Raw genomic sequence first — 15,084 nt, 5'->3', positions numbered from 1 at the left:
GCCATGCTCCAGCTCGACGCCGCCGCCACCGCCGCGCAGCTCGCCTTCGAGGCGCTGGTGCCGGCGCTGCGCGAGGCCTTCGCGCATGGCGCCGAGGTGCCGCTGCGCCACACCCACACCATCACCGATCCGGCCGACCCGCAGGGCCCCGGCGGCACGGTGCTGCTGATGCCGGCGTGGCGGCCGGGCGGCCTGTTCGGGCTGAAGACGGTGATGATCTTCCCGGCCAATAGCGCTCGCGGCCTGCCCGGGCTGCATTCGCTGTACACGCTGTTCGACGCGCGCACCGGCGTGCCGCTGGCGCAGCTCGACGGCAACGAGATCACCTCGCGCCGCACCGCCGCGGCGGCGGCGCTGGCGGCCTCCTTTCTGGCGCGCGAAGGCGCCGCGCGGCTGCTGGTGCTGGGCACCGGCCGCGTCGCGCGGCTGCTGCCCGAGGCGATGCGCTGCGTGCGGCCCATCGCGCGGGTGCGGGTGTGGAACCACCGCCCCGAAGGCGCCGCGGCGCTGGCACGCGACTGGCGCGAACAAGGCCTGGACGCGCAGCCCGTGGACGAGCTCGCCGCCGCGGTGGCCGAGGCCGACATCGTCAGTTGCGCCACGCTGGCCACCGCGCCGCTGGTGCAAGGGCGCTGGCTGCGCGCGGGCGCGCACCTCGACCTGATCGGCAGTTTCACGCCGCGCATGCGCGAGTGCGACGCCGAGTGCTTCGCACGCGCCCGCGTCTTCGTCGACACCGAGGAGGCGCTGGCCAAGTCGGGCGACGTGCTGGCCGCCGTCGCCGAAGGCGGCTTCCGCGCCGAGCGGCTGCAAGGCACGCTGGCGCAACTGGTGCGCGGCGAGCGCGCCGGCCGCCGCGACGCCGGCGAGATCACGCTCTTCAAGGCTGTCGGCAACGCGCTCGAAGACCTGGCCGCGGCCGAACTCGCCGCCGCCGCTATGCTCGGGCGATGAGCAGCACCGCACGCCCCATCCGTTTCTGGTTCGAAGACTTCCCCGCCGGCAGCGTGCGCGAGTTCGGCGCCAAGCCGGTGACGCGCGAGGCCGTGCTCGCCTTCGCCGCCGAGTTCGACCCGCAGCCCTTCCACCTCGACGACGCGGCCGCCCAAGCCTCGCTGTTCGGGCGCCTGTCGGCCAGCGGCTGGCACACCTGCGCGATGACCATGCGCATGATCTGCGACGACCACCTGCTCGACGCCGCCAGCCTCGGCTCGCCGGGCATCGACAGCCTGCGCTGGACCCGCCCGGTGTACCCGGGCGACACGCTGTCGGTGCGCATGGAAGTGCTGGAGGCGCGCCCCATGGGCAGCCGCCCCGACGTCGGCCTGGTGCGCCAGCGCTGGCAGGTTCTGAATCAGCAGCGCGAGGTGGTGATGACGATGGAAGGCTGGGGCATGCTGCGGCGCCGGCCCGCGACGGACTCCTGAGCGCGGCGCCGGCTCACCAGTCGCCTTCGTCCAGGCGGCCCGGCGTGCTGTCTTCCTCGACCAGCGTATTGCCCAGGCCGAGCAGTTCGCGCGCGCGTTGCAGCGCGATCAGCCCGTCGTGCGTGCGCTGATGGTGGCGCAGGCCGCGCTCCATGGTCCACACCACGTCGATCAGCGTCGCGCTGGCCGGCGCCGTGCGCACCTTCTCGGCCAGCCGCGCGCCGTTGGGCTGCGGGTCGAGCCGCAGGCAGTCGAGCAACTGCGCGCGCGCCCGCTGCAGCACCGGCGGCTCCTCGGCGGGCGGTGGCGGTGGCGGCGGCGGTGGCGGCTCGGGCGGCAGGAAGGGCGCCGGTTCCGGAGTCATCTGTTCTTGTTCTTGCTCCTGCTCCTGCTCCCGCTCCGGTGCCTCGTCCACCTCGCCGCCGACCTCCACGGCCAGCTCGGTGATCTCGGCCGGCCGCGGCGACTCCAGCGGCGCTTCGTCCGGCGGCGGCGCCGCGCTCGGCGGCTCGGGCGGCAGCTCGACGTAGCCCATGCGCACCAGGTCCTCGAAATGGCTGGTGGCCGACCCGGCCTGGTGCGCCAGGCTCAGCACCTGCGCCAGCGCGCGCCGCCCGTCGACCAGGAACAGGATGGTGCGGTGGCGCGGGCCGATGTCGCCGGTGCGCCGCCGCAGCGCCAACTGGCCGAGCGCGGTCTTGGTGGGGATAACCGGGGCGGACATCGGCGGTCGGGTGGGCCTGCGGGACGGAGCGCCATCATTGTCCGGCGCGCCCCCGGGCGCACGACGCGCTCGCCCGCAACCCGCACCATGCCCGTGATTTCCGTCGCATGCCCGTCGCCCGGCGGCGACCCCTGGCGCCGGGTGCGTGCACGCTGACGGACAAAGCCCTTCGCGGCGGATGACGCGCGGCGAGCGGCTGCCTATCTTTGCGGCTCTCGTTCAACACCCCCGCACGGAATCCCGGAGTGAACCGCGTCACGTTCGCCGTCGTCAGACTGCTGACGCTGGGCCGCTGGCCCGCGTCGCCCTCGCGCGCGCCGTCGGCGCGGCGGCGCGTCTGGCGCATCACCGACAGCAAGCCCGAGGGCGAGTGGGTCGAGATCGACGACAGCGGCCCGCCGCGCAGCACCACGCCGGCCGACTTCGACGACCGCCCGACCCTGCCGATGGACAGTTGGGCCACCTCGTCGATGGACCTGCGCGACGGCATGCACGTCGTCGAACTGGATCACCCGCCCGGCGACGACGCCGCCCGGCCCCGCTGAGCCCGTGCGGGCCGCGCCCGGCCGACAATCGCGCCATGAAGTACCTGCACACCATGGTCCGCGTGAGCGACCCGCAAGCCTCGCTGCGTTTCTACTGCGATGCCCTCGGCCTGGAACTGGTGCGCCGGCACGAGGTGCCGGCCGGCCGCTTCACGCTCTACTTCCTTGCCGCGCCGGGGCAGCACGAGGCGCAGGTCGAGCTGACGCACAACTGGGATCCCGAGGCCTACGGCGGCGGGCGCAACTTCGGCCACCTCGCTTACGAAGTCGACGACATCTACGCCGCCTGCGAGCGCCTGCAACGCCACGGCGTGACCATCAACCGCCCGCCGCGTGACGGCCGCATGGCCTTCGTGCGCTCGCCCGACGCGATCTCGATCGAACTGCTGCAGGCCGGCGCGCCGCTGCCGCCGGCCGAGCCCTGGGTGTCTATGGCCAACAGCGGGAGCTGGTGAGCGGTCGCCAAAGCTGGAAGCTAGTTTGATCGCTGGACTCCTGCCGGACAATCACGGGCCATGAGCGCCTTCACCCTCCCCGGCTTCGACCTTCCGGCCTTCATCGCCGCCACGCTGGCCGAGGATCTCGGCGTGGGCTTTCCCGGCGGCGGTCGCGACGTGACCAGCGAGAGCGTCATCCCCGCCGAGGCGCGCTTCGCGGGCGTGATGGCAAGCCGCGAGGATATCGTCGTCGCCGGCCTGCCGATCGCCGCGGCCTTCTTCCGCCATCTCGACCCGGCGTGCGCGGTCGACATCCTCGCCGCCGAGGGCGAGGCGGTCCCGGCCGGCGCCGAACTGCTGCGCGTCACCGGCGCCGCCCGCGCGCTGCTCACGGCAGAGCGCAACGCCTTGAACACGGTGCAGCACCTGAGCGGCATCGCCACCATGACCCGTGCCTACGTGCATGCGATGGGCGGCCGCGCAACGCTGCTCGACACACGCAAGACGCTGCCGGGCCTGCGCCGCCTGGAGAAATACGCGACGCGGCTGGGCGGGGCGGAGAACTACCGCATGGGCCTGTGGGACGCGGCGATGATCAAGGACAACCACATCGCGGTGGCGGGGGGTGTCGGCGCGGCGGTGGCGCGGGCGAAGGCGGCGGGCATCGCGTGGATCATCTGCGAGGTGGATCGGCTGGACCAGATCGAGCCGGCGCTGGCGGCGGGAGCGAACCATCTGCTGCTGGACAACATGGCGCCGGCAACGCTGGCCGAGGCGGTGGCGCTGGTCGCAGGGCGCGCGAAGACCGAGGCTTCGGGAGGCGTGCGGCTCGACACGATCGGCACGATTGCGGCGAGCGGCGTGGACTACGTCTCGGTCGGCCGGTTGATGCAGAGCGCGCCGGCGGCGGATATCGGGCTGGATCTGGCGATGGTGTGAGCGCGGGTTCTTGAAGTCTCGGAGACGCCTAGCGTTTGAGCCGAGCCGCAAGCATCGGCATGGCGCTTGTCGGCTCCAGCGAAGGGTTAGGCGTCACTGCGGCACTTCGCGTACATGTAGCAAGCTCTGGGTATGGATGAGATGTTTGGATGGATTGTGTACTGCTCAAACCTACCCTCCCGGTCGAAGCCTGATTTCTCCAGAGTTCGTCGAGAAGCCTTGTTGTCTACGTCGCAGGTTGCCTGGACGCGATAGATGCCAGGAAGGGAAAACAACTGGCTGACCAGGGCTTCGATAGCCTCGGGCATGAAGCCGTGGCCCCATTCGCGTTTGGCCAAGACGTACCCGATGTCGACCATATGCCCCTGGAACCGAGCATCGAGCATACCGATCGGTTCATCGCGATCCTGACGAGTAATTACGTAGGGAAGGCGGTCTTCACCTTCCCAGGATCTCAAACAGTCGCAGATAAACTCCTGAGTCTGGCTGACTTCTGTGTGCGGCCGCCAGATCATGTAATGCGCTACATCGGGGTCTTGTCCATATGCAGCGAAGATGCGTGAGGCGTCCGATGCTTTCGGCTTTCTGAGTCGCAACCTGTGCGTATTGAGAGTCTCTGGAAGTACGGGCATGGGAGTTGTGACGCCTAACGTGCTTTAGACCGCACCTTTCGCCTTGCCCCGCTGACCAGACTTCTGCCGGGCTGGCGGCTTGGGCTTCGGCAGCGGAAGAGCAGCCTCCGTGACTTCGAAGGCCCTGCCAAGAAGCGTCGGGTTCTCGAGCTCTTCCTCGAGCAAGAAATAGTTCTTGGAGCCGGGATAGGCCGGCGCCTCCGTGGGCGACCCGAGCAGGGCGCGCGCCGCATCCGTGGGCTTCAGGTAGAGCTTGTCGTCGCAAACGAAGGCAACGACCTTCGTGTTCAGATAAAGCGCGTATTCGCCGAACATGCGCTTATGGGCAAGGCGATCGCCGAGGCCGCTCTGGTCGGCGATGAACGCCACGGTCTTGATGTCGGAAGCCATCGCGAGAGACGGTGGACAGACGGTGGACGCGCGACCCGACGACACCTCACACGTCGATGTTCGCCGCCCTCAGCGCGTTCGTCTCGATGAAGTCTCGCCGCGGCTCGACCTCGTCGCCCATCAGCATCGTGAAGACGCGGTCGGCCTCGATGGCGTCGTCGATCTGCACCTTCAGCAGCCGGCGCACTGTCGGGTCCATCGTGGTCTCCCACAACTGCTCGGGGTTCATCTCGCCCAGGCCCTTGTAGCGCTGGCGGCCCACCGCGTTCTCGGCCTGCTGCATCAGCCAGGCCATGGCCTGGCGGAAGTCGTCCACCTTGGCTTCCTTCAGCCGCTCGCCCTCGCCGCGGCTCACGGTGGCTTCGCTGCCCACCAGGCCCTTGAAGGTCTTGCCGGCGCCGGCCAGCGCCTCGTAGTCGGCGCCGTGCACGAAGTCGGCGGTGATCACGCTGCTCTTGGCGTTGCCGTGGTGCATGCGGCTGATGCGCAGGTGGTGCTTGTCGGTGCGCGCGTCGAATTCGGCCACCACCTCGGCGGCGTTCAGCGCGCCTTTCAGCGCCGCGGCCGAGGCCTCGGCGGCTTCCAGCGTGTCGAGGTTCAGCTCCAGGCCGTTGGCCAGTGCGCGCAGCGCCTCCACGTCCATCCAGTTCGACAGCCGCTCCACCACGTTGTTGGCCAGCACGTATTGCCGCGCCAGCGTCTCCAGCGCCTCGCCCTGCAGCAGCGCGGCGCCGGGCACGCCGGTGGCGAGCCTGGCGTCCTTCAGCGCCACGCGCAGCAGGTAGGCGTCGAGCTCGTGGCCGTCTTTCAGGTACTGCTCGTCCTTGCCGAGCTTGACCTTGTACAGCGGCGGCTGCGCGATGTAGACGTGGCCGCGCTCCACCAGCACCGGCATCTGGCGGTAGAAGAAGGTCAGCAGCAGCGTGCGGATGTGCGCGCCGTCCACGTCGGCGTCGGTCATGATGATGATGCGGTGGTAGCGCAGCTTGTCGGCGTTGAAGTCCTCGTTGCCGATGCCGGTGCCCAACGCGGTGATCAGCGTCAGGATCGCGTCGCTGGACAGCAGCTTCTCGTAGCGCGCCTTCTCGACGTTGAGGATCTTGCCGCGCAGCGGCAGGATCGCCTGGAACTTGCGGTCGCGCCCCTGCTTGGCCGAGCCGCCGGCCGAGTCGCCCTCGACGATGTAGATCTCGCACAGCGCCGGGTCTTTCTCCTGGCAGTCGGCCAGCTTGCCGGGCAGGCCCATGCCGTCGAGCACGCCCTTGCGGCGCGTCATCTCGCGCGCCTTGCGCGCGGCCTCGCGGGCGCGCGCGGCCTCGACGATCTTGCCGCAGATGATCTTGGCGTCGTTCGGGTTCTCCAGCAGGTAGTCGGCCAGCGCCTTGCCGACGACTTCCTCCACCGGCCCGCGCACCTCGCTGGACACCAGCTTGTCCTTGGTCTGGCTGCTGAACTTCGGCTCGGGCACCTTCACGCTCAGCACGCAGCACAGGCCCTCGCGCATGTCGTCGCCGCTGATCTCGACCTTGGCCTTCTTGGCCAGCTCGTTGTCCTCGATGTACTTGTTGATCACGCGCGTCATCGCCGCGCGCAGGCCGGTCAGGTGCGTGCCGCCGTCGCGCTGCGGGATGTTGTTGGTGAAGCACAGAACCGATTCGCTGTAGCCGTCGTTCCACTGCATCGCCACTTCGCTGGTGATGGTGGTGCCCTGGTCGCTGGCCTTCTCGCCGGTGGCGTGGAAGACGGTGCCGTGCAGCACCTTCTTGCCGGTGTTGATGAAGTCGACGAAGCCCTTCACGCCGCCGGCGAAGGCGAAGTTGTCTTCCTTGTTGTTGCGCTCGTCGACGAGGCGGATCTTCACGCCGTTGTTCAGGAAGCTCAGCTCGCGCAGCCGCTTGCTGAGGATCTCGTAGTGGAAGTCGACGTTGCTGAAGATCTCCTCGTCGGGCAGGAAGTGCACCTCGGTGCCGCGCTTCTCGGTGTCGCCCGTGATCTTCATCGGCGAAACGTCGAACCCGTCCTTCTGCTCGATCAGGCGATCCTGCGGCACGCCCTTGCGGAACTCGATGAAGTGCATCTTGCCGTCGCGCCGCACCGTCAGGCGCAGCCACTTCGACAGCGCGTTCACGCAGCTCACGCCCACGCCGTGCAGGCCGCCCGAGACCTTGTAGCTGTTCTGGTTGAACTTGCCGCCGGCGTGCAGCTCGGTCAGCGCGATCTCGGCGGCGCTGCGCTTGGGCTCGTGCTTGTCGTCCATCTTCACGCCGGTCGGGATGCCGCGGCCGTTGTCGATGACTGAGATCGAGTTGTCGGTGTGGATGGTGACGACGATGTCGTCGCAGTAGCCGGCCAGCGCCTCGTCGATCGAGTTGTCGACCACCTCGAAGACGAGGTGGTGCAGGCCGGTGCCGTCGGAGGTGTCGCCGATGTACATGCCGGGCCGCTTGCGCACCGCCTCCAGGCCTTCGAGGATCTGGATGCTGCCTTCGCCGTAGCCGGAATCGGAAGGCTTGGGATCGGGCGACTGCGATTCACTCATGGCGTGTATTCGAGAGGGCCGGCAAAGCCGGACCGGGTGTCTAACGAGACAGAACCCCCCGCTTGGCGGGGGGCAGGGGGGAGCGAAGTGGAAACGATCCGAAGGATCTGGGCGCCGCAGGCGCTCAGATCCGCATCGGCATCACGACGTACTTGAAGCCGGTCTGTTCCGGAATGGTGATCAGCGCGCTGGAATTGGTGTCCTGCAGCTCCAGCTTGATCATCTCCTGGCTCATGTTGGTCAGCGCGTCGATCAGGTAGGTGACGTTGAAGCCGATCTCGATGCTGTCGCCGTCGTAGTCGACCTCGAGTTCTTCCTTGGCCTCTTCCTGCTCGGCGTTGCTCGACGCGATGCGCAAGGTGCCCGGCTCGATGTTGACGCGCACGCCCTTGAACTTCTCGGACGTCAGGATCGCGGCGCGCTGCAGGCTCGCCAGCAGCGGCGCGCGGCCCAGCGTCACGGCGTTCTTGTGGTTCTTCGGGATCACGCGGTTGTAGTCGGGGAACTTGCCCTCCACCAGCTTGGTGACGAACTCCATGCCGCTGAACACGAACTTGGCCTGGTTGCCGGCGAAGCGCATCTCGATGGCGGTGTCCTCGTCCTTCAGCAGGCGCTGCAGTTCGAGCACCGTCTTGCGCGGCAGGATCACCTCCTGCTTGGGGATCTCGACGTCCAGCGTGGCCTGCGCCAGCGCGAGGCGGTGGCCGTCGGTGGCCACCAGCGTCAGGTTGCGGCCTTCGGCGACGAACAGGATGCCGTTGAGGTAGTAGCGGATGTCGTGCACCGCCATCGCGAAGTGCACCTGGTTGATCAGGCCCTTGAGCGTCTTCTGCGGCACGCTGAACATCGGGCCGAAGTCGACGGCCTCCTGCACCAGCGGGAAGTCGTCGGCCGGCAGTGTCTGCAGCGTGAAGCGGCTCTTGCCGCCTTGCAGCGTCAGCTTGTTCTGGCTCGCGCTCAGGCTCACGGTCTGGTCGGCCGGCATCGAACGCAGGATGTCGATCAGCTTGCGCGCGCCGACGGTGGTCGCGAAGCTGCCGGCGTCGCCGTCGAGCTCGGCGCTGGTGCGCACCTGGATCTCGAGGTCGCTGGTCGTCAGTTCGACCTGGCCGCCGTTCTTGCGGATCAGCACGTTGGCCAGGATGGGCAGCGTGTGGCGCCGCTCGACGATGCCCGCCACGGCCTGCAGCGCGCCCAGCACTTTTTCCTGCGTTGCCTTCAAGACAATCATGTCAACCTCTTGAATTGGTCGTCTTAGTAGAGGACCGGGTTTTCTGTGGAGAACGCTATTTTCGCCTTTTCCGTCAAGCCTTTACGCACGGCCAAACCCTGTGCGGCAAGGGCCGGAGAAGGCCCGCGCGAACTTGAACAACTGCGCCGGTCGGCCGCAGGCTGTGGACAGCCGCGCGCTTGTTCCGGCGCTGTCCCCAGAGTTGTCCCTTGACACCGGTCGGTTTTCAAGGCTTCAACCCTTCAGGGTCTGTTCCAGCACGTGCAGTTGCTGGTTCAGCTCGCTGTTCTTCTGCCGCTCGCCGGCGATCTTGCGCACCGCGTGCAGCACCGTCGTGTGGTCGCGCCCGCCGAACAGCTCGCCGATCTCGGGCAGGCTCTTCTGCGTCATCTCCTTGGCCAGGTACATCGCGATCTGGCGCGGCCGCGCGATCGAGGCCGGGCGCTTCTTGCTGTACATGTCGGCGACCTTGATCTTGTAGAAGTCGGCCACCGTCTTCTGGATGTTCTCGACGCCGACCTGGCGGTTCTGGATCGACAGCAGATCCTTCAACGCCTCGCGCGCCAGCCCGATGTTGATCTCCTTCTGGCTGAAGCGCGAGTAGGCGAGGATCTTGCGCAGCGCGCCTTCCAGCTCGCGCACGTTGGCGCGCACGTTCTTGGCGACGAAGAAGGCCACGTCTTCCGGCATCGGCGCGCCTTCCTGCTCGGCCTTGCGCATCAGGATGGCCACGCGCATCTCCAGCTCGGGCGGCTCGATGGCCACCGTCAGGCCGGCGTCGAAGCGGCTGGTCAGGCGCTCGTCGATGTCCACCAGCCCCTTGGGGTAGGTGTCGCTGGTCATGATGATGTGCGCCCGCTTGGCCAGCAGCGCCTCGAAGGCGTTGAAGAACTCCTCCTGCGTGCGCTCCTTGCCGGCGAAGAACTGCACGTCGTCGATCAGTAGCAGGTCGAGCGAGTGGTACTTGGCCTTCAGCTCGTCGAAGGTCTTGCGCTGGTAGTTGCGCACCACGTCGGTGATGAACTGCTCGGCGTGCAGGTACAGGATGCGCGCGTCGGGCCGGTCGGCCAGCAGCGCGTTGCCCACGGCGTGGATCAGGTGCGTCTTGCCCAGGCCGACGCCGCCGTAGATGAAGAGGGGGTTGTACATCTGCCCCGGCGCGCCGGCCACGTGCAGCGCGGCGGTGCGCGCCATCTGGTTGGCGCGGCCGGGCACCAGCGTGTCGAAGGTCAGTTGCGGGTTCAGGCGGCTCAGCGAGGACGGCGACGGCGGCGCCGCGGCCGGGCCGCGCGGCGTGGCCGTGGCGGCGTTGCTGCCGGGCATGCGCAGCGCCGCCACCACCTGCTGCGCGGCGGGTGCTGCGCTGCGCGTGGCGGCCACCGGCGCGTCGCGCGGCGCCAGCGTGATGTCCAGGCGCACCGGCTTGCCGGCCAGCTCGCTGAGCACGGTCTCGATGCGGCCGGCGTACTGGTTGCGGATCCAGTCGAGCTTGAAGCGGTTCGGCACCCGCACGGTCACGACCGCGCCGCCGGATGCGTCGTCGCTGACGTCGGCGGCCGGCAAGGGCCGGATCCAGGTGTTGAATTGCTGCTCTGGCAGCTCGGCTGCGAGTTTCTCGCAGCCGCGTTGCCACAGGTCTGCCGCCATGTTGTGGAAAAGTCTTCTGGAAAGCGCCCGGATTCTACCCATAGCCGGCCGGCGCGCCAGTGGTTATCCACAGATCGGCGCGGCACCCGGTCCGGCACCACGGCGGGGCTTTGGCGCCCAAGTCGTTGACCACAAAGCGCTTTCTTGCTGTAATCGCGGGTTCGCCGAAGCCCTCCTGCGTGGAAACCCTCGAGTTCCCGCGAGCGGCCGGCCAAGCCCCGCGGAGTCGCAGCCGCCCGTGGGCACACCGCCTCGAAACTGCACACGCTGGACCCATCATGAAGCGCACCTACCAAGCCTCCAAAGTCCGCCGCGCCCGCACGCACGGCTTCCTCGTCCGCATGAAGACGCGCGGTGGCCGCGCGGTCATCAACGCGCGCCGCGCCAAGGGCCGCAAGCGCCTGGCCGTCTGAGGCCGGCGGCCACCCGCCGCCCGCTCCTGCGCCGTGCTCGGTCGCATCGTGCGCTCCGTCGACTTCGAACGTGTGCTGCGCTGCGCGCCGCGGGCGCGCACGGCGCACTTCGCACTGCACCACCTGCGCGGCCGGCCGACACCGCCCGCGGGGGGCCGCGCCAAGCGCGATCGGGCCGACTTGTCAACAGGCGAAGCCCCTCTTCCCGAATGGCCTGTGGATGACTGTTGCGCCAGCACAAGTCCGCCGGCCGTGCGGCACTGGCTCGGGCTGGTGCTGCCCAAGCGCCATGCGCGTCGCGCGGTCACCCGTTCGCTGCTGAAGCGCCAGATCCGCGCCGCCGCCGGCCGCGGCGAAGCGGCGCTGGACGACGGTCTGTGGGTGGTGCGGCTGCGTTCGCCGTTCGACGTGCGCGCCTTCCCCTCGGCCGCCTCGGCCGCGCTGGCGGCGGCGGCGCGCGAGGAACTGAGCACCCTGTTCCGCCAGGCCCGCACGTGATGAAACGCCTGCTGATCGCCCTGGTGCGCGGCTACCGGCTGCTGCTGAGCCCCTGGCTGGGCAGCGGTTGCCGCTTCGAGCCGACCTGCTCGGCCTATGCGCTCGAAGCGCTGGAACGCCACGGCGCCGCGGCCGGCAGCTACCTCGCGGCGGCGCGCGTCCTGCGCTGCCACCCGTGGTGCGCGGGCGGCGTCGATGCCGTGCCGGCGTGCAAGCCGGCGCTGTTCTCCCATTTGTCCGACAAGACCTCCTCATGACCGACTTCCGCCGCACCCTGCTGTGGGTGGTGTTCTCGATGTCCCTGGTGCTGATCTGGGACGCCTGGCAACGCCACAACGGCCAGCCCTCGATGTTCGCCCCGGCGCCGGCCAAGCCGGCCGCGGCGGGCGCATCGGCGGCGCCCGGCGCCGTGCCGAGCCCGGCCACGCCGGCTCCCGCGCTGGCTGCGGCGACGGCCGCGCCCGGCGCCGAGCCGGCGGCGCCCGCCGCCGCGGCCTCCGCGCCGGTGGCCAAGCAGGTGACCATCGCCACCGATCTCGTCAAGGCGACGCTGGACAGCGCGGGCGGCTCGCTGGTGCGCCTGGAACTGCTCAAGCAGGCCGACCAGAACGACCGCACCAAGAACGTCGTGCTGTTCGACCAGTCGGCCAAGCGCCTGTACAAAGCCGAGAGCGGCCTGATCCCGCCGGCCGGCGGCGCCGGGCTGCCCAACCACCGCACGGTGATGGAGCTGGTGCCGGGCGACCTCGCGCTGAAGGAGGGCAGCAACGAGCTGCAGGTGCGCTTCGAGTCGCCCGAGATCGGCGGCGTCAAGCTCGCCAAGATCTACACCTTCCGCCGCGGCGACTACGTGATCGGCGTGCGCCACGAGGTGAGCAACCCGTCGGGCGCGGCGCTCAGCCCGCGCCTGTACCTGCAACTGGTGCGCGACGGCAACCCGCCGGAGGGCGAGTCGAGCTTCTACTTCACCTTCACCGGCCCGGCGATCTACACCGACGCGAGCAAGTTCCAGAAGATCGACTTCAAGAAGATCGAGAAGCGCCAGCCCGGCGACAAGCCCGACCACGCCGTCACCGGCGACGACGGCTGGGTGGCGATGGTGCAGCACTACTTCGCCTCGGCCTGGCTGCCCGACAACGGCAGCGGCGCCAGGCTGCCGCGCGAGTTCTACACCGGCAAGGTCGACACCAACACCTATTCGGTCGGCATGTTCCTGCCGGTCGGCGAGGTGGCCGCCGGCGCCACCAAGGCCTTCGACGCGCAGCTCTACGCCGGCCCGCAGGAGGAGAACAAGCTCGCCGCGCTGGCGCCAGGGCTCGAACTGGTGAAGGACTACGGTTGGTTCACCATCCTGGCCAAGCCGCTGTTCTGGCTGCTGACGCAGCTTCACGGGTTGCTGGGCAACTGGGGCTGGGCGATCGTCGCGCTGGTGGTGCTGCTGAAGATCGCCTTCTTCTGGCTCAACGCCAGCGCCTACCGCTCGATGGCGAAGATGAAGGCCATCAACCCGAAGGTGATGGAGCTGCGCGAGCGCCTGAAGGACAAGCCGCAGCAGATGCAGCAGGAGATGATGCGCATCTACCGCGAGGAGAAGGTCAACCCGCTGGGCGGCTGCCTGCCGATCTTCGCGCAGATGCCCTTCTTCATCGCGCTGTACTGGGTGCTGCTGTCCAGCGTCGAGATGCGCAACGCGCCGTGGATCGGCTGGATCAAGGACCTGTCGGCGATCGACCCGTTCTACATCCTGCCGCTGCTGATGACCGGCACCAGCCTGCTGCAGACCTGGCTGAACCCGACGCCGCCCGATCCGGTGCAGGCCAAGATGATGTGGATCATGCCGCTGGTGTTCTCGGTGATGTTCTTCTTCTTCCCGGCCGGCCTGGTGCTGTACTGGCTGACGAACAACATCCTGTCGATCGCGCAGCAGTACCTGATCAACAAGCAGCTCGGCGTGCTCGGCAAGGGCTGACGGGCTTTTTCGTGAAGCACTTGGGCTGGGGGGCGTCTCCCCTCGCCTGGGGGCTAGGCGTGAAAGCCGCGCCTGCGGAACATCGGCGCCAAGGAAGCACTCCTTCCACCGATTCCATGCGGGGCAGACCCGGACCAGCACGACGCGTGCACCGGCCGGCTCGGGCAGTGCAACGGACCGGCGCCCCCCAGGCCGGACGCCGCTACCCCCCGCGCCAACCAAGGGCGGTGCGTCGCCATGACGCACCGCCCTTCGTCTTGCCAGAATCCGTCCCATGCTGCCTCGCCACCACGAGCCCATCGTCGCCGTCGCGACCGCGCCCGGCCGCGGCGCGGTGGGCATCGTGCGCGTGTCGGGGCGTGCGCTCGAAACGCTGATCGCCGCAGTGTGTGCACGCCCGCTCGCGCCGCGCGTGGCGAGTTACGGGCCTTTCCTCGCCGCCGACGGCTCTACGCTCGACCAGGGCCTGGCGATCCACTTCCCGGCGCCGCACTCGTACACCGGCGAGGCCGTGCTCGAACTGCAGGCGCATGGCGGGCCGGTGCTGCTGCAACTGCTGCTGGCGCGCTGCCTGGAGGCGATGCCGGGGCTGCGCCTGGCGGCGCCGGGTGAATTCACCGAGCGCGCCTTCCTCAACGGCAAGCTCGACCTGGCGCAGGCCGAGGCCGTCAGCGACCTGATCGAAGCGAGCACCGAGCAGGCCGCGCGCTCGGCCGGGCGCTCGCTCGCCGGTGCGTTCTCGAAGCAGGTCAACTCGCTGCGCGACCGGCTGGTCGAACTGCGCATGCTGGTCGAGGCGACGCTGGACTTCCCCGAGGAGGAGATCGACTTCCTCGAAAAAGCCGACGCGCGCGGCCGCCTCGCGCGCATCGCGGCCGAGCTCGACGCGGTGCTGGAGCGCGCGCGCAGCGGCGCGCTGCTGCGCGAAGGCATGCGCGTGGTGCTGGCCGGCCAGCCCAACGTGGGGAAGAGCTCGCTGCTCAACGCGCTGGCCGGCGCCGAGCTGGCGATCGTCACGCCGATTCCCGGCACCACGCGCGACAAGGTCAGCGAGACGATCCAGATCCGCGGCGTGCCGGTGCACGTGACCGACACCGCCGGGCTGCGCGACCCGGAGGCCTGCGCCGACGAGGTCGAGCGCATCGGCATCGCACGAAGCTGGGACGAGATCGCGCGCGCCGACGCGGTGCTGTTCCTGCGCGACCTGACGCGCCTGGGCGAGCCCGGCTACGACGAAGCCGATCGCCGCATCGCGCAGGCCTGGCCCGCCGGCCTGGCCGGCTCGGGCCGGCTGATCGAGGTCTTCAACAAGGCCGACGCGAGCACGCTGCGGCCCGAAGGCGGCGACGCCATCGTGGTCTCGGCGCGCAGCGGCGACGGCCTCGAACGCCTGCGCGAGCGCCTGCTCGAACGCGCCGGCTGGCATGCGCAGCCCGAAGGCGTGTTCATCGCGCGCACGCGCCACGTGCAGGCGCTGCGGCGCACGCGCGAGCATCTCGAACGCGCCGCCGCGCTGGCCGCGCAACGTGACGCCGCGCTCGACCTGCTGGCCGAAGAGCTGCGCCTCGCGCACGACGCGCTCGGCGAGATCACCGGTGTCTTCACGGCCGACGACCTGCTCGGCGAGATCTTCGGCCGCTTCTGTATCGGGAAGTAAAGGCGCCGCCACCGCGTGTTCACGCGGGTTGAGACG

16 protein-coding genes are annotated in these 15,084 nt (G+C 69.2%); 10 read left to right on the top strand and 6 right to left on the bottom strand.

Going from position 1 to position 15,084, the window contains the following annotated elements:
• Window positions 1-3 precede the first annotated feature (3 nt).
• Window positions 4-954: an ornithine cyclodeaminase family protein gene (locus tag QM792_RS02155; protein ID WP_415147530.1), complete on the top strand. Its 951-nt coding sequence runs from the start codon at window positions 4-6 to the stop codon at window positions 952-954.
• Window positions 951-1,427 (top strand): MaoC family dehydratase, encoded by a 477-nt coding sequence (locus QM792_RS02150; protein WP_415147529.1) that lies wholly within the window; start codon window positions 951-953, stop codon window positions 1,425-1,427. Before QM792_RS02155 ends, QM792_RS02150 begins: the two co-directional genes overlap by 4 nt.
• Window positions 1,428-1,440: 13 nt before the next feature.
• On the opposite strand, the gene QM792_RS02145 is transcribed toward QM792_RS02150, so the two are convergent.
• On the bottom strand, window positions 1,441-2,151 hold the full coding sequence (locus QM792_RS02145; protein WP_415147528.1) for a hypothetical protein: 711 nt from the start codon (window positions 2,149-2,151) through the stop codon (window positions 1,441-1,443).
• A gap of 245 nt (window positions 2,152-2,396) precedes the next feature.
• Between QM792_RS02145 and QM792_RS02140 the strand changes: the two genes are divergently transcribed.
• Genes QM792_RS02140 through nadC form a run of 3 tightly spaced genes read left to right on the top strand, consistent with a single transcriptional unit; the run spans window position 2,397 to window position 4,072 of the window.
• Window positions 2,397-2,696 carry a hypothetical protein gene (locus QM792_RS02140; protein ID WP_415147527.1) on the top strand — a complete coding sequence of 100 codons (300 nt, stop codon included), beginning with the start codon at window positions 2,397-2,399 and terminating at the stop codon, window positions 2,694-2,696.
• A gap of 35 nt (window positions 2,697-2,731) precedes the next feature.
• Complete coding sequence (locus tag QM792_RS02135; RefSeq protein WP_415147526.1) at window positions 2,732-3,151, top strand: VOC family protein; 420 nt, start codon at window positions 2,732-2,734, stop codon at window positions 3,149-3,151.
• Between the two features lie 60 nt (window positions 3,152-3,211).
• On the top strand, window positions 3,212-4,072 hold the full coding sequence (nadC, locus tag QM792_RS02130; protein ID WP_415147525.1) for a carboxylating nicotinate-nucleotide diphosphorylase: 861 nt from the start codon (window positions 3,212-3,214) through the stop codon (window positions 4,070-4,072).
• 86 nt (window positions 4,073-4,158) lie between these two features.
• Here nadC and QM792_RS02125 read toward each other — a convergent pair whose 3' ends face one another.
• The 5 genes from QM792_RS02125 to dnaA all read right to left on the bottom strand — a co-directional run bounded on the left by QM792_RS02125 (window position 4,159) and on the right by dnaA (window position 10,511).
• Window positions 4,159-4,704: a GNAT family N-acetyltransferase gene (locus QM792_RS02125; protein ID WP_415147524.1), complete on the bottom strand. Its 546-nt coding sequence runs from the start codon at window positions 4,702-4,704 to the stop codon at window positions 4,159-4,161.
• Between the two features lie 24 nt (window positions 4,705-4,728).
• Window positions 4,729-5,094 carry a TfoX/Sxy family protein gene (locus tag QM792_RS02120; RefSeq protein ID WP_415147523.1) on the bottom strand — a complete coding sequence of 122 codons (366 nt, stop codon included), beginning with the start codon at window positions 5,092-5,094 and terminating at the stop codon, window positions 4,729-4,731.
• 46 nt (window positions 5,095-5,140) lie between these two features.
• Window positions 5,141-7,633, bottom strand: a complete 2,493-nt coding sequence (gyrB, locus tag QM792_RS02115; protein ID WP_415147522.1) for a DNA topoisomerase (ATP-hydrolyzing) subunit B — start codon at window positions 7,631-7,633, stop codon at window positions 5,141-5,143.
• Between the two features lie 124 nt (window positions 7,634-7,757).
• Complete coding sequence (gene dnaN / locus QM792_RS02110; RefSeq protein ID WP_415147521.1) at window positions 7,758-8,864, bottom strand: DNA polymerase III subunit beta; 1,107 nt, start codon at window positions 8,862-8,864, stop codon at window positions 7,758-7,760.
• A gap of 234 nt (window positions 8,865-9,098) precedes the next feature.
• Complete coding sequence (gene dnaA / locus QM792_RS02105; RefSeq protein ID WP_415147520.1) at window positions 9,099-10,511, bottom strand: chromosomal replication initiator protein DnaA; 1,413 nt, start codon at window positions 10,509-10,511, stop codon at window positions 9,099-9,101.
• A 278-nt stretch (window positions 10,512-10,789) separates the two neighbouring features.
• Here dnaA and rpmH point away from each other — a divergent pair, with 278 nt between their 5' ends.
• From rpmH to mnmE, 5 genes are all read left to right on the top strand, one after another.
• Window positions 10,790-10,924, top strand: a complete 135-nt coding sequence (gene rpmH / locus QM792_RS02100) for a 50S ribosomal protein L34 (protein ID WP_007834827.1) — start codon at window positions 10,790-10,792, stop codon at window positions 10,922-10,924.
• A 33-nt stretch (window positions 10,925-10,957) separates the two neighbouring features.
• Window positions 10,958-11,422, top strand: a complete 465-nt coding sequence (locus QM792_RS02095) for a ribonuclease P protein component (RefSeq protein ID WP_415147519.1) — start codon at window positions 10,958-10,960, stop codon at window positions 11,420-11,422.
• Window positions 11,419-11,679, top strand: coding sequence for a membrane protein insertion efficiency factor YidD (gene yidD, locus QM792_RS02090; protein ID WP_415147518.1), 261 nt, complete (start codon window positions 11,419-11,421; stop codon window positions 11,677-11,679). Before QM792_RS02095 ends, yidD begins: the two co-directional genes overlap by 4 nt.
• Window positions 11,676-13,391, top strand: coding sequence for a membrane protein insertase YidC (gene yidC, locus QM792_RS02085; RefSeq protein WP_415147517.1), 1,716 nt, complete (start codon window positions 11,676-11,678; stop codon window positions 13,389-13,391). The genes yidD and yidC overlap by 4 nt, the downstream gene beginning before the upstream one ends.
• A gap of 274 nt (window positions 13,392-13,665) precedes the next feature.
• On the top strand, window positions 13,666-15,048 hold the full coding sequence (mnmE, locus tag QM792_RS02080) for a tRNA uridine-5-carboxymethylaminomethyl(34) synthesis GTPase MnmE (protein ID WP_415147516.1): 1,383 nt from the start codon (window positions 13,666-13,668) through the stop codon (window positions 15,046-15,048).
• Window positions 15,049-15,084 lie beyond the last annotated feature (36 nt).

Origin of the sequence: Piscinibacter sp. (assembly GCF_047600445.1) — a bacterium.
Lineage (GTDB): Bacteria > Pseudomonadota > Gammaproteobacteria > Burkholderiales > Burkholderiaceae_C > Piscinibacter.
Note: the sequence above shows the minus strand (reverse complement) of the source record. Positions and strands in the feature narration are given on the sequence as shown.

What these genes read in the sequence shown, in the direction of transcription:
- QM792_RS02155 (WP_415147530.1), top strand. Translation starts at nt 4, where the DNA reads ATGCTCCAGCTCGACGCCGCCGCCACCGCCGCGCAGCTCGCCTTCGAG.
- QM792_RS02150 (WP_415147529.1), top strand. Translation starts at nt 951, where the DNA reads ATGAGCAGCACCGCACGCCCCATCCGTTTCTGGTTCGAAGACTTCCCC.
- QM792_RS02145 (WP_415147528.1), bottom strand. Translation starts at nt 2,151, where the DNA reads ATGTCCGCCCCGGTTATCCCCACCAAGACCGCGCTCGGCCAGTTGGCG.
- QM792_RS02135 (WP_415147526.1), top strand. Translation starts at nt 2,732, where the DNA reads ATGAAGTACCTGCACACCATGGTCCGCGTGAGCGACCCGCAAGCCTCG.
- nadC (WP_415147525.1), top strand. Translation starts at nt 3,212, where the DNA reads ATGAGCGCCTTCACCCTCCCCGGCTTCGACCTTCCGGCCTTCATCGCC.
- QM792_RS02125 (WP_415147524.1), bottom strand. Translation starts at nt 4,704, where the DNA reads ATGCCCGTACTTCCAGAGACTCTCAATACGCACAGGTTGCGACTCAGA.
- QM792_RS02120 (WP_415147523.1), bottom strand. Translation starts at nt 5,094, where the DNA reads ATGGCTTCCGACATCAAGACCGTGGCGTTCATCGCCGACCAGAGCGGC.
- gyrB (WP_415147522.1), bottom strand. Translation starts at nt 7,633, where the DNA reads ATGAGTGAATCGCAGTCGCCCGATCCCAAGCCTTCCGATTCCGGCTAC.
- dnaN (WP_415147521.1), bottom strand. Translation starts at nt 8,864, where the DNA reads ATGATTGTCTTGAAGGCAACGCAGGAAAAAGTGCTGGGCGCGCTGCAG.
- dnaA (WP_415147520.1), bottom strand. Translation starts at nt 10,511, where the DNA reads ATGGCGGCAGACCTGTGGCAACGCGGCTGCGAGAAACTCGCAGCCGAG.
- rpmH (WP_007834827.1), top strand. Translation starts at nt 10,790, where the DNA reads ATGAAGCGCACCTACCAAGCCTCCAAAGTCCGCCGCGCCCGCACGCAC.
- yidC (WP_415147517.1), top strand. Translation starts at nt 11,676, where the DNA reads ATGACCGACTTCCGCCGCACCCTGCTGTGGGTGGTGTTCTCGATGTCC.
- mnmE (WP_415147516.1), top strand. Translation starts at nt 13,666, where the DNA reads ATGCTGCCTCGCCACCACGAGCCCATCGTCGCCGTCGCGACCGCGCCC.